The sequence below is a fragment of the Azospirillum sp. HJ39 genome (assembly GCF_041507355.1).
Lineage (GTDB): Bacteria > Pseudomonadota > Alphaproteobacteria > Azospirillales > Azospirillaceae > Azospirillum > Azospirillum thiophilum.
Genome location: NZ_CP167912.1, coordinates 654103 through 667552 on the forward strand (window position 1 = coordinate 654103; position 13450 = coordinate 667552).

Sequence of the window (13450 nt, forward strand, 5' to 3'; positions counted from 1 at the left end):
GCATCTTTACCGTGATCCCCCGATGATGGCACTCCCTTTGAGGGTGCGGGCAGTCGAGGACGGGGCGGAAACGTGGCGATGGATACCAACACGCTGGCTCGGGCCGTGGCGCACCATCAGGCCGGACGCCTCGCCGAGGCCGAACGCGGCTACCGCAGGGTCCTGGCCGCCGACCCGCGGCATGCCGACGCGCTGCATCTGCTGGGCGTGCTGTCCCTGCAATCGGGCCGCGCGGGCGAGGCGGTGGAGTTGATCGGCAAGGCACTGGAACGCGCGAAGGGCGTTGCCGATTATTGGGACAATCTGGGCAGTGCGCTGGCCGCAGCGGGCCGTCCGGCCGATGCGGTGCAGGCCCATCGCAACGCCGCCACCCTCGATCCGCAGGGGCCGCAACGCCGGCACAATCTGGGCAATGCGCTGACGGCCCTCGGCCGCCATGACGAGGCCGGACGCGCCTTCGCCGGCGCGCTGGCGCTGAAGCCGGACTATGCCAAGGCCTGGTACAATCTCGGCAACAGCCACACCGCACGCCACAGCTACGCCGATGCCGCCATGGCACTCGCCCATGCCGTCCGCCTGACGCCAGGCATGGCCGAGGCGCACAACAATCTGGGCGACGCGCTGGCGATGAGCGGACGGCTGGACGAGGCGATCCTGCAGCACCGGCTGGTGACGGAGCTTCGTCCCGACGACGCCACCGCCCATTACAATCTCGGTGCCGTCCTGCAGCAGAGGGGGGCCTATGAGAGCGCGGAGATCGCCTACCGACAGGCGGTGAAGCGCAACCCGCGCCACAGCGCAGCGCTGAACAATCTCGGCAGCGTGCTGAAGCGGCTGGGCCGACCCGACCAGGCGGAGCGGTGCCACCGGCAGGCGCTGGACCTCCACCCTGATTTCGTCGAGGCCCGCTACAACCTCGGCAATGCCTTGCAGGCGCAGGGACGCTACGAGGAGGCCGCTGGCTGCTTCGAGGAGGCGCTGGCGCAGCAGCCAGACCTTGCCACCGCCGCTTACAACCTGTCCCTGCTGGCGCTGCTGCATGGCGATCTGTCGCGTGGCTGGACCGGCTATGAACGGCGCTTCGCCGCCGGAGAGGTGATGCCGAACCGCCGCATCGCAGTGCCGTCATGGGGTGGGGAATTGTTGCGCGGCCGGCGGCTGCTGGTCTGGCGCGAACAGGGGGTGGGCGACGAGATCCTGTTCGCGTCCTGCTACCCCGACGTCATTGCCTGGGCCGGTGGGCCGGTCACCATCGAATGCGACCGGCGGCTGGTCCCGCTGTTCCGTCGTTCGTTCCCCAAGGCCACGGTCCGGGCGGAAAGCTGCACCGGTGACGCTTTCCGCCGAATCCCGCGGGAAACGATCGAGCCGCCGGACTGCGACCTCCAGAGCCCGTCCGGCAGCCTGCCCCACCTGCTGCGCGCGACACTGTCCGCCTTCGAATCCCAAGAGCCCTGGCTGGTTCCGGACCCGGCGCTGGTGGAACGCTGGCGGCAGCGGCTGGCGGCGCTCGGGCCGGGGCTGCGCGTCGGCATCGGCTGGCGCAGCCAGCTGATGACCGCCGACCGCAAAGCGGCCTACGTGATGCTGGAGCATTGGGGAGCGGTCTTCGCCGTGCCGGGCGTCGTCTTCGTCAATCTCCAATATGGCGACTGCGAGGCCGAATTGCGGGCGGCGGAGGCGCGGTTCGGCGTGACCATCCACCGCTGGGCCGATCTCGACCTGAAGGACGATTTCGAGAATGCGGCGGCACTGGCCGCCAACCTGGATCTGGCGATCTCGCCGGCGATGTCGGCGGGGGAGTTGGCGGGCGCGCTGGGCGTGCCGGTCTGGCGCTTCGGGATGCGCGACTGGACGCAGCTCGGCACCGCCGTCCGCCCCTGGTTCCCCTCCATGCGCCTGTTCCAGCCCCAACCCGGCGAGAGGCTGGAGACGACGATCCGGACCATCGCCGCCGCCCTGCGTGCGATGTCGCCCGCGACATTGCCCTCGACGCCACCCGTTGCGAAGGCGGCTCCCCGCACGCCGGTGGTGAAGGCGCCGCCGGATTTCGACGCCCGGCTCAACCTGGCCGTCGCCCTGCATCGCAGCGGAAGGCTGGCCGAAGCGGAGGATTCCTACCGCGCCGTGCTCGCCGCCGATCCCGCACGCTCCGCCCCTGGCCATGCCGACGCGCGCCATCTGCTGGGGCTGCTCATGCACCAGACGGGGCGGAACGCCGACGCGTTGGTTCTGGTCGGCGAAGCGCTGCGGCTGGCCCCCGAATTCCCGCAAGCCTGGAACCATCTGGGCCTGATCGAAGAGGCGGAGGGACATCATGCCGAGGCCAGCCGCGCCTTTGCCCGCGCATTGGCGCTGCACCCGGTCTTCCCGGAGGCGCTGACCCATCTCGGCCTGCTGCACCAGACCGGCGGGCGGGTGGCGGAGGCCATGCGCCTGCATCGCCGCTCCATCGCCCTCCAGCCGGAGAATCCGCCGGCCCACACGAACCTCGGTCATGCCTGCGAACTGGAAGGGCGGAACCCCGAGGCTGCCGGCCATTACCGGCGGGCGCTGGCCCAGCAGCCGGACACACCCGACGCCCACAACAATCTCGCCACCATGGCGATGCTCGCCGGTCGGGAGGAGGAAACCAGACGCCATCTTCGCCGTGCCCTGCGGCTCGATCCCGACTTCGCGCTGGCCGCCTGGAACATCGGGCTGATGGATCTTGCCGACGGCCGCATCGCCGACGGGTGGACGGGGTACGCCCGCCGCTTCTCCGCCCGGCAGTTGCAACGCGCGCGCCGCATCGACCGGCCCGCCTGGACCGGCGGAGCGCTGGATGGTCGACGACTGCTGGTCTGGTCGGAACAGGGGGTGGGCGATGAGATTCTGTTCGCGTCCTGCTTTGAGTCTCTGCAGGGATTGGATGGGCCGGTGACCGTCGAATGCGACAAACGACTGGTCAGTCTGTTCGCGCGATCCTTCCCGTGGGCGGCGGTGCGGGCGGAAACAGTCGATGCCGGCGGACGCGAAACGGTGGTTCCGCCCGACTGCGACTTCCAGACGGCGGCCGGCAGCCTGCCCGCCCTGATGCGCGACCGGTTGGACCGGTTCCCGCCGCGCCAAGCCTATCTGCGCCCCGACCCCGGCCGTCTCGCGCTGTGGCGCGAGCGGGTGGCGGCGCTGCCCGGCCTGAGGGTGGGGTTGGCCTGGCGCAGCCAGATCGTCACCGCCCAGCGCGCGGCGGCCTACACCGGGCTGGCCGACTGGCTGCCGCTGCTCGATCTGCCCGGCGTCAGCGTCGTCACGCTGCAATACGGCGACTGCACCGCCGAACTGGCGCGGGTGGAGACGGCGACGCGCCGGCTGCATCGCTGGGACGACCTGAACCTGAAGGACGATTTCGAAGGGGTGTCGGCACTGATCGCCAATCTGGACCTTGTGATCGCCCCTGCGACGGCGGTCGGCGAACTGGCTGGGGCGCTGGGCGCTCCCGTCTGGCGGCTGGGTACCCGCGACTGGACCCAGTTGGGAGCCGGCGTGCGTCCCTGGTACCCGACCATGCGGCTGATCCAGCCTCCCCCCGGCGAGGGGCTGGCCGCAGCCGCCCGGCAGGCGGTGCGTGCCCTGACCGGACTGATCCCCGGCTGAGAGCCTGCCCGATGCCTGCGCCGCTCGAGTCCGGCACGCTGCTGGCCGCCGCCTTCGAACGCCACCAGACCGGTGGGTTCGACGAGGCGGAGGCGCTGTATCGCCGCGTCCTTGCCGCCGATCCCAACGGAACGACGGCATTGCACCGCTACGGCCTGCTGGTCGCCCAGCTCGGCAGGCTGGAGGAAGCCGACGGGCTGCTGGCCCGCGCTCTCGCCATGGCGCCGCTGAATGATGAGACGGCGGTCAACCATGCCAAAATCCTGCGCGCCCTGCGGCGTCCGGTCGAGGCAGCACGCCGTTTCCGCCATGCCTTGGCCCTGTCCCCGGCGCTGCCCGCGGCACTGGAAGGGCTGGGGCATGCCGCGCGGGAGCTTGGCGACGCGGCCGACGCGGCAGACGCCTATGGCCGGGCGGCATGGCTCGGCGGCGGCGCCGCGGTTTGGCAGCAGTGGGGCCTAGCCCTCGATGCCACAGGGCGGCCGGAGGGAGCGCTGGACGCGTTACGCCGCTCCGCCCGGCTCGATCCGATGCGGACCTCGGTTGCCGCCCGGCTGGGCGCGATCTTCCAACGGCTCGGCCGGCATACCGAAGCCGCGGTTTGGTATCGCCGCACCCTCGTCCTCCAACCCGCCGATTTGGAAGCGCGCCTTGCCCTTTCCGTCATCGCCGAGGCTGTCGCGGAACCGAAGCAAGGGACATAACCCCTTGCCTCAAAGGGTCTGACGACCTCCACACGGTATTGCGCGAAGTGATTTCAAGACCCCACCCCTGCGACCCACTGTCATACGATCGGACGGTCGAGGCACTTTTTCGCATGGTTTGACCGCATGAAACGCAAGATTAGGGTTGTTCGGCGCTTCGGATGGGTGAACACTGTTGTCACCGGCCCGTCACATTGAGGCGGTCCCGGACTGATCCTATGGAGAGCGACTCATGCACACTGAAGCTCGCCTTTCGTCCCTGCAAGACAAGCACATGCGCCTTGACCGCGCGATCCTCGACGAGGAAAAGCGCTCCTGGCCGGATGAGAGCGCGGTGAAGCGCCTCAAGCTCGAAAAGCTGCACGTCAAGGAAGAGATCGATCGCCTGACGCGCCACGGCCCGATGAATTAATCCCCCACTCACCGCATCGCCCCCTGGACGGGGATAGAAAGCCGGGTCGAGGCGGATTGCCTCGCCCGGCTTTTTCATTGTGCACGGTCCTGCGGCGAGCACCGCTCCATCAGCCGTGAAAGCTCGCCCGCTACCGCAGGCAGCAGATCGGCCACCCGCTGTCCGGCGCCTGCCCGAAAAAGACGCATCGACGGAAACCAGGGCCGCACCGCGGTACCGAGCGCCGTCCAGTCCCCCGTCCGCGCCAGTCGCCAGACCGGCACGCCGAGCGCTCCCGCCAGTTCGCCGGTGGATGTCGCGGGCGCTATCACCAAATCCAGCGCAGCCGTCAATGCCGCGGCTCCATCCAGGTCGTTCCGCAAGTCGAGTTCATCGAACGCATGCGGTGCCCGCCCGAAAGCCCGGCCGGCTGCCGCAAGTTCGGCGGCACAATCGCCATATTGCAGGTTGACCGGCACGAGGCCGGGCAGCGTCAGCACCGGCCGCCAATCCTCGATCCGGGTATAGTCTGGCATGCGGTCCGGGTCGAGCTGGCCGCTCCGCCAGGCAATTCCGACCCGCAGCCCCTCCCCCAGCCCGGCAAGCCGAGCCCGCCAGCGCTCCACCGCTGCCGGATCGGCCCGCAGCGCCGGGGCGACCGCTGCAAAGGCCGACAAGGACGGACCGAGATGCCGGGACAGCGATCCGATCGCCGCATGCCGGTCCACAGCCAGGATCGGTTCCTCCGGCGAGGCCGGAGCCGGTCGTACCGTTGCCTGGGGAAAAGAGCGCGCGAACAGCGGGACGAAGCGACGGTCGCATTCCACCACCACATGGCCGGCACGGGCGATCAGTTCAGGCAGGCGCTGGGCGAACATCAGTTCATCACCGATGCCTTGCTCAGGCCAGACCAGGAGCCGCAGGCCCGACGGGTCCTCCCCGTTCCAGGCCGGCACCCCGGGGCGGCGTACAGCCGCAGCCAGATCGCGCGTGTCGAAGCGGCGGTCGTAGCCATCCCAGCCCGACACCAGCCGCCCGGCGGCGAGATCCAGCACGCCGCCGTTGAAGGCTGCGGACGGGTGCCCGGGCTCCGCCGCCAGAGCCCGGACGCACCACAGCCGGGCTCCCGCATCGTTCCCCATCTCGCGCAGCAGCCGTCCCCGGTTCGCCATGCCGTCGGCCAATGCCGGATCCAGCGCCAACGCCAGCCGCCCGGCCCGTTCCGCTGCATCCAGCCGCCCCAGGCGCCGCGATGCCGTCGACAGGTTGACCCAACCGGCCACCAGCTCCGGGGCCAGTTCCAGCGCCCGGACATGCGCCCGCTCCGCCTCGCTCCAGCGGCCGAGCCGGGCCAGGACCGTACCCAGATTGTCATGCGCCTCCGCAAGGCCCGGAAGCGCCGCGACCGCCCGGCTGTGTGCTCGCAGGGCATCCTCTCTCCGCTCCAGTCCATCGAGCGCGTTGCCGAGATTCGTCAGTGCCGCCGCATCGTCGGGCCGGAGCGCCAGCGCGGCCCGGAAGCTCGCCGCCGCCTGCGTTTCCCGGCCGAGCGCCAGACGGACATTGCCCAGGCTGATATGCGCCGTCGCATAATCGGGGGCCACGGCAACGGCGGCGGCGATGCGCGGCTCGCCCAGTTCCGGTTCGCCGGACTGATGCGTCAACAGACCGGACAGATGGAGCGCGACCGGATCCAGCGGACGACGAAGCAGCACCCGTTCGTACAAGGCGCTTGCCTCAGCTGTCTTACCGGTGCGGTGGGCTTGCACCGCCCGCTCCAACAGCCGGTCGAGGTCGGCCAAAAAGTCCGGTTCCGGATCCGGTTCCGGGTCGGCCGTGTCGCCAACCCCGGCGGGCCCGGCGGGGGAAGTGGGCGACCGCCCATCCCTCGGCGACGCTGCACTTCGCAAGGCCTTTCCCATTTGGAGAAGCGTGGCCTCCAGCCCCTCGCCGGGACTGGGCTGGAACAGGCGCATGGAGGGGAACCAGGGGCGGACGGCGGTGCCGAGCTGCGTCCAGTCGCGCATCCCGAAGCGCCAGACCGGCACGCCCAGCGCGCCCGCCAACTCCCCCGCCGACATCGCCGGCGAGATCGCCAGATCCAGGTTGGCGGCCAGTGCCGCCGCATTCTCGAAATCGTCCTTCAGGTCGAGATCGGCCCAGCGGTGGATGGTCACGCCGAACCGCGCCTCCGCCGCCCGCAATTCGGCCTCGCAGTCGCCATATTGGAGATTGACGAAGACGACGCCCGGCACGGCGAAGACCGCTCCCCAATGCTCCAGCATCACGTAGGCCGCTTTGCGGTCGGCAGTCATCAGCTGGCTGCGCCAGCCGATGCCGACGCGCAGCCCAGGCCCGAGCGCCGACAGCCGCTGCCGCCAGCGCTCCACCAGCGCCGGGTCCGGAACCAGCCAGGACGGCCGCCCGGGAAAGCGCTTGAGATCGGCACGCAGCAAACGCGGCAGACTGCCGGCCGCAACCTGCACATCGGCATCGCGCGGATCGGCGCTCTCCGGTCGCAAGTCGGCATCGGGAAAGGAGCGCCTGAACAACGAAACCAGCCGGCGGTCGCATTCGATCACCAGCCGCCCGGCACGTCGCATCGCCTCTTCATAGCATGAGGCGAACAGAATCTCGTCGCCCACCCCCTGCTCGCGCCAGACCAGAAGGCGCCGTCCGGCAATGTTTTCGCCCCGCCAGGGCCGCATCGAGAATTTGCGGCGCTGGGATTGGAATTCGGGGGTGCCGAAGCGCCATTCATGCCCGGTCCAGCCAGCCCGCAACGCTCCGTCTTCCAGCAACAGAAGCGAACGGTTGTAATGGCCTTGCGCGTATTTGGGATCGGCCTCCAGCGCCGCGTCGAACGCAGCCAACGCCTCTGTGCGGCGGTTCTGCCGTTGCAGCAGGTGGGCGAGGTTTCCGTGCGCCTCAGCGAGCGACGGCGCGTGGTCGATGGCCGCGCGATGGCACAGCTCCGCCTCCGCGGCCCGGCCCAGCGCCGCCAGCGCGTTGCCGCGGTTGGTCCATGCGGTGGCAAGGTTCGGATCACACCGGGTCGCATGGTCCAGCAGGCGCTCCGCCTCGCCGAAGCGCCCAATCTTGTGCAGGGCGCCGCCGAGATTGCTGAGGGCGTCCGCTGCGGCGGGCACCAGGGCGGTCGCGACGCGATGGGCCGCCACCGCATCCTCCGGCCGGTCCGCCAGTTCCCCCAAGTGGCCGTGTGCCGGCGCCAGGTCCGGCCGCAGGCGCAATGCATGACGGACCGCGGACCGTGCCGCCCTGGCCCGGCCCAGACGGCGCAGCAGGGCGGTACGGTTGACCCAATGCCCCGCACCTTCCGGCTGAACCGCCACGCAGTTGCGGGAAATGCGTTCGGCATCGTCGAGCCGGCCCAGCCCCTGCAGGGACTCGCACAGAGCGGCATGGGCAGCGGCGTTGTGGTGATCGGCGGCAGAGGCGCGGACCAGCAGTTCGACCGCGTCCTCCAACGCGCCGCGCCGCTTGGCCAGCACCCCACCCAGATGCAACGCGACCGGATGATGCGGCGCAGCGTCGATGACTGTCCGCACCAGCGCGTCAGCCGCATCCGCGTCGCCACCGCGGTAGAGAGCGACGGCTTCGGCCGTCCGCCGGTCGGGATCGGCCATGGTCTGCACGGGCTCCGCGGGGAATTGCCGTTGCAACACATCCGGCGCCGGGCGCGCCAGCTGCCGCAGTTCCAGCGCCATGGCAGTGAGCGCCGCTTCCAGCCCCTCGCCGGGATTGGGCTGGAACAGGCGCATGGAGGGGAACCAGGGGCGGACGGCGGTGCCGAGCTGCGTCCAGTCGCGCGTTCCGAAACGCCAGACCGGCACGCCCAGCGCGCCCGCCAGTTCGCCCGCCGACATCGCCGGCGAGATCGCCAGATCCAGGTTGACGATCAGCGCAGCCGCTCCGTCGAAATCGTCCTTCAGGTCGAGATCGGCCCAGCGGTGGATGGTCACGCCGAACCGCGCTTCCGCCGCCCGCAATTCGGCCGCGCAGTCGCCATATTGGAGGTTGACGAAGACGACGCCCGGAACGGCGAAGACCGCCCCCCAATGCTCCAGCATCACGTAGGAGGTGCGGCGTTCCGTCGTCATCAGCTGGCTGCGCCAGCCGATGCCGACGCGCAGCCCCGGCCCGAGCGCCGCCAGCCGCTGCCGCCAGCGTTCCACCAGCGCCGGGTCCGGCACCAGCCAGGGCGAGGCCGCGCGGAAATCCGGCAGCCGGCCGCGCAACAGCCCCGGCAGGTTGCCGGCCGGCACATGGGCATCGACATCGGGCGGCCGAATAAGTTCGCGGCCGTCCTCATCGACGGATTGTGCCCGTACCGTGGCCTGGGGAAAGGAGCGCGCGAACAGCGGTACGAGCCGCCGATCGCATTCCACCACCACATGTCCCGCCAGTGCGATCAGAGAGCGGTAACAGGATGCGAACAGGATCTCGTCGCCCACTCCCTGCTCCCGCCAAACCATCAGGGTCCTGCCGCCCGGTTCCTCCCCGTTCCAGGGCGGGGCACCGATCCGCCGATTGACATAGCCCTTGGCGCGGAATCTCCAGCGATAATCGTCCCATCCCCCGGCCAGATCCCCACCGGCCAGCCGCAGCAGGCCACGGTTGAGATGTGCGGTGCCGAGAGCCGGGTTGATCGACAGGGCGAGCGACATCCAGGGCTCGGCCGTGGCAGCGTCCTGGCGGTACTGCCAGATCAGCATGCCAAGATTGCCCGCCGCCTCCGCATTGCGGCCGTCGATCGTCAATGCTTGGCGGTGCGCCGCCTCCGCTTCGGCGATGCGGCCCTGAAGCTGCAGGGCGAGGCCATAGGCGGTCAGTGTCACCGGCCGGCCCGGATCGATCGCCAAAGCGCGCAGATACAGACGTTCAGCTCCCGGCGGATCGTCACGGTCCAACCACTGGCCGGCCATATTGGCATAGGCCTCGGCATTGCCGGGATCGGCGGCCACCGATCGGCGATAGAGGTCCACGGCCCGGTCGGCCTGCCGGTTCGCCGCATGGATCCCGGCGAGATTGATCAACGCCTTGCCATAATCTGGCCGCAAGCGCAGGGCACGGCGGTACCAGCGCGCCGGCTGCTCCAGGTCGTACGCCGGGTCATGCCCTGGGTCGTCGCGGTTTTCCAAGGCGGTGCCGTGGTTGTTGGCAACCATGGCATCGTCGGGACTGAGTGCCACCGCACGGCGCAGCACCGGCGCCGCCGCATCCGCCTCGCCCAGGTCGAGCAGGGCCACTCCCAGGTTGTTGCAGGCGCCCTGCAGGGTCGGAGCACGGTCCAGCACGCGGCGGAACTGCGCGACGGCTTCGGCCAGGCGGCGCATCCCGAACAATGCGGAGCCCAGACTGAAACGCAATACCGTGTCGTCGGGATATGCATCCACCGCCGGTGCCAGCACCTCACACGCCTCTGTATAGCGCGCTTCCTGGTTCAGCAGGGCCCCCAGCGCGCCCGACACTTCATCGTCGGCCGGCGCGTCCGCCAGCGCACGCCGCAGACAGACCTCGGCATCGGGATGGCGCAATCCGCGTAGGCAAAGCGCAAGATGCCGCCATGCCGTCGAATGGGACGGGTCAGCCTGCACGACTGCATAGAAGGCATTCGCCGCAGGAGCGATCCGGCCCATCTCCCGCTGCAGGACGCCGTAATTGAAGCGCGCGTTCAGGTTGTCCGGGCCCATGGTCAGCGCATGGGCGTAGGCGTCAGCCGCCTCGTGCCGCAGACCCAGCCGTTGCAGCACCGTGGCGCGGTTGGCGTGCGCTTCGATATAGCGTTCGTTCTGCTCGATGGCCGTCGCATAGGCTGCCAGTGCCTCGTCCAGACGGTCCAGATCGGCCAGCACATTGCCGAGATTGTTGTAGGCCTGCGGAAATTGCGGCTGCACCGCCAGCGCCGCGCGCAGCCCCTGGAGTGCGACCGCCGGCCGGCCCGTCTGATGGGCGACCATCGCCGACAGGTGCAACGCATCGGCGTGGGCCGGCTCATCCACCAGCAACCGGCGGTACAATGCCAGCGCATCGGCGAGGCGGCCGGCGCGGTGGAGCGGCAGCGCTGCGTCAATCAGCCCGGTGGCGGTCACGGCATCCGGTCGCTCGTCACAGGTTCGCCGTCGGTGGATGATGGATTGGCCGGCACGTCATCGGCCGTATCGTCGGACTCCCCGGCCGCCTCTCCACCGGTTCCGCCCTTGAACAACTTGCGGCAAAGCTTGAGCGCCCGATAGTAGTTGCGCCCTTCGACCAGACGGGCGATTTCGTCCAGGGTCTTGGCGACGTCGGGCCGCGCATCACGCGTTTCATCCAGGATCGAGGCGAAGCGCTGGAGATTCAGCGTCGAATCCTCGGGGAAGATGTAGACGAGCTGGATGACGAAATAGAGCTTCTTCTCGATGCTGTCGATCTGCTCTTCCTTGAGGACCTCGCGACCGCGCAGGAAATTCGCGGTGTTGTAGAGAAAGAACGATCCCGGACGGTCGCCGGCACCGATGACGGCGCCGTTGATGATGACCTTCTCGTTGGGACGAAGTACGAACTTGAGCGGCATGAGTGAGGAACCCGGGGCTTGCGCGCCATCGCCGGCCGGCCTTTGCCGGACCGGTTCGGCCCAAGAAGGAAACGGGCGGCAGCCTGATGCCGCCGCCCGCTGTATGTGATCCTACCCGAACTCCCTATCCGAACTCCACGCCTTAGAACAGGCGCAGGATCGACTGCTGCGACTGGTTGGCCAGCGAGAGGGCGATGGTGCCGAGCTGCTGACGGGTCTGCAGCATCAACAGGCCTGCGCCTTCCTCGTTCTGGTCGGCCAGCGTCAGCTTGCTGGCGCCTTCGGTCAGCACGTCGCTGAACTCCTTGGTAAAGTTCTCGCGGGTCGTGATGATGTTCAGGTTCGTCGACAGAGACTGCGAAGCGGAACGGATCGTCGCCTTGGCGTTGTCGAGGCCGGCAACCGCCTTGTCGATGTCGGCGCGGTCCGTCCAGTCGTTCTGCGCTTCGTCGAGCTTCAGGCCCTGGCCGCTGGTCGAGAGGTTGACCGCGTTCACGGTGATCGCGTTGGTGTTCGTCTCGTTCAACTGGACAGTGATGTCGTTCGACGAGTTGGCGTCGGAGATCTGCTTGGTGACGATGTTCGCCGAGCAGTTCGCCGAAGCCGCCTGCTTGATGGTCGCCGCGTCGATGTTCAGATGGACAGTACCGCTGTCGAAGGCGAAGGCTTGGTCGCCGCCGGCCAGCTTGGCGTTGCCCTGTTCGTTGTTACCGTCACGGGTGACCTGGGCGCCGTTGGAGTTGGTGACCTGGATTTGCAGGTCGACCTTCTTCTCGATGCTCGAGATGCCGTTGCCCTGGTTGTTCGCCGCTTCCAGCAACTGCCGGTCGACGGTGAAGGAAACGATCGTGCCCGACGCGAAGCTCTCCGAGATCTTCTTGGTCAGCGCATTGGTCGTGCTGGAGGTCAGCGTAAAGTCACGGACGACGCCGGCCGTGGTGTTGCCGGTCAGGGTGATCGTGCCGTTGGTCTGGATCGAGGCCGTCGCGACGTCCTTGCCCTGCAGGCGGCCGCCGCTGATGGCGGTGCTGATCGACGTCTGCAGGTTGGTCGCGATGTTCACGGCGGCGTTCTGACCGACTGCGACGTCGCCCTTGGTCGCGGTGTAGTTGAAGGTCTGGCCTTCCACCGTGATGGAGAAGATGTCGCCTTCTTCGATCGTCCCGCTGATGTTCACCGTCGAGACCTGCGCCGAGCCCGATTTGGCAGGCGTGGTCAGGTTGGTGCTGGTCGACTGCGTGTTGTCGAAGTAGGAGATCGTACGGCTTTCCTTGCCATCCGAGACGATGAAGTCGCGCGAACGGCCGTTCGCCCCGCGAACCTCGATCTGGACATTGGAGAAGCTGCCCGACGTCGAGGACATCGTGCCCGACAGCTTCAGTCCGGTCAGGCCATGCGCACGCTCCGCCTTGGTGATGTCCTCGGTCTTGCCCTCGACCGAGCCGTCGCCCTTGATGCGGATCGAATAGGTATCGGCGGAGATGACGTTGGTGACGCGGGCGTTGTCGACGCCGACAATGGTATTGGCGGAGGCACGGGACGCGCTGGTGCTGTCCATGCTCAGGCCGTTGCCGTTGATCAGGTTCTTGCCGCTGTAGCCGCTGTCGGCGGCGAGCTTGTCGATCTGCCCGCGCAGCGTGTTGAACTGAGAGGCGAGCGACTTGCGGGTGGCGATCGAGGCGGCGTCGTTGCCGAGCGCCGCATAGGCGGCGGTGGTCAGGCCCTTGGCCTGGTCGACCATGGAGTCGATCGAGGTCAGGCCCTTGTCGGCGGCCTGGATCGTGCTGATCGACTGGCCCATCGCGTCCTTCAGCGACGTCAGGTCGCCGGCGCGCTGGTTCAGACCCTTGGCCGAGAAGAAGGCGGTCGGGCCGTCGAGGGCGGTGTTGATCTTGTTGCCCGTCGACAGGATGTTCTGTTTCTTGTCGATCTGCGCCTGCGTGCTCTGCAGCTGCAGCAGGTTCGTGCGCATCGAAGAGGACAGGGAAACGTTGCCAGCCATGATGGCCACTCCTTTGGAGGATCGATGTCCGGACGCGCGCCATTTTCGGTGCGCATGAAACCCGGAAGGGGACTAATTCCCCCGCCAAAGGGGTAGGCAAAAAGCGGGCCAGTTCAAATTTGCCGGGTTTCCCTGGCAAT

At 68.5% G+C, this 13450-nt stretch carries 6 protein-coding genes; 3 read left to right on the plus strand and 3 right to left on the minus strand.

Going from position 1 to position 13450, the window contains the following annotated elements; genetic code table 11:
• Nucleotides 1-78 precede the first annotated feature (78 nt).
• From ABMY26_RS30455 to ABMY26_RS30465, 3 genes are all read left to right on the plus strand, one after another.
• Nucleotides 79-3636, plus strand: coding sequence for a tetratricopeptide repeat protein (locus tag ABMY26_RS30455; protein ID WP_372399252.1), 3558 nt, complete (start codon nucleotides 79-81; stop codon nucleotides 3634-3636).
• Nucleotides 3637-3647: 11 nt separating this feature from the next.
• Entirely contained in the window at nucleotides 3648-4340 is a 693-nt protein-coding gene (locus ABMY26_RS30460; RefSeq protein WP_372399253.1) for a tetratricopeptide repeat protein, read from the plus strand.
• Between the two features lie 232 nt (nucleotides 4341-4572).
• Nucleotides 4573-4752: a YdcH family protein gene (locus tag ABMY26_RS30465; protein WP_045584502.1), complete on the plus strand. Its 180-nt coding sequence runs from the start codon at nucleotides 4573-4575 to the stop codon at nucleotides 4750-4752.
• 74 nt (nucleotides 4753-4826) lie between these two features.
• Here the strand turns inward: ABMY26_RS30465 and ABMY26_RS30470 are convergent, their stop codons facing one another.
• The 3 genes from ABMY26_RS30470 to ABMY26_RS30480 form a co-directional block, all read right to left on the minus strand.
• Entirely contained in the window at nucleotides 4827-10844 is a 6018-nt protein-coding gene (locus tag ABMY26_RS30470; RefSeq protein ID WP_372399254.1) for a tetratricopeptide repeat protein, read from the minus strand.
• Nucleotides 10841-11308 (minus strand): flagellar biosynthesis repressor FlbT, encoded by a 468-nt coding sequence (locus ABMY26_RS30475; RefSeq protein ID WP_372399255.1) that lies wholly within the window; start codon nucleotides 11306-11308, stop codon nucleotides 10841-10843. Before ABMY26_RS30475 ends, ABMY26_RS30470 begins: the two co-directional genes overlap by 4 nt.
• A gap of 142 nt (nucleotides 11309-11450) precedes the next feature.
• The gene (locus tag ABMY26_RS30480; RefSeq protein ID WP_372399256.1) at nucleotides 11451-13310 is read right to left on the minus strand and encodes a flagellin; all 1860 of its coding nucleotides are present in this window, start codon (nucleotides 13308-13310) and stop codon (nucleotides 11451-11453) included.
• Between the last annotated feature and the right edge of the window lie 140 nt (nucleotides 13311-13450).

Coding starts and splice junctions, on each gene's coding strand:
- ABMY26_RS30455 (WP_372399252.1), top strand. CDS start 79: ATGGATACCAACACGCTGGCTCGGGCCGTGGCGCACCATCAGGCCGGA.
- ABMY26_RS30460 (WP_372399253.1), top strand. CDS start 3,648: ATGCCTGCGCCGCTCGAGTCCGGCACGCTGCTGGCCGCCGCCTTCGAA.
- ABMY26_RS30465 (WP_045584502.1), top strand. CDS start 4,573: ATGCACACTGAAGCTCGCCTTTCGTCCCTGCAAGACAAGCACATGCGC.
- ABMY26_RS30475 (WP_372399255.1), bottom strand. CDS start 11,308: ATGCCGCTCAAGTTCGTACTTCGTCCCAACGAGAAGGTCATCATCAAC.
- ABMY26_RS30480 (WP_372399256.1), bottom strand. CDS start 13,310: ATGGCTGGCAACGTTTCCCTGTCCTCTTCGATGCGCACGAACCTGCTG.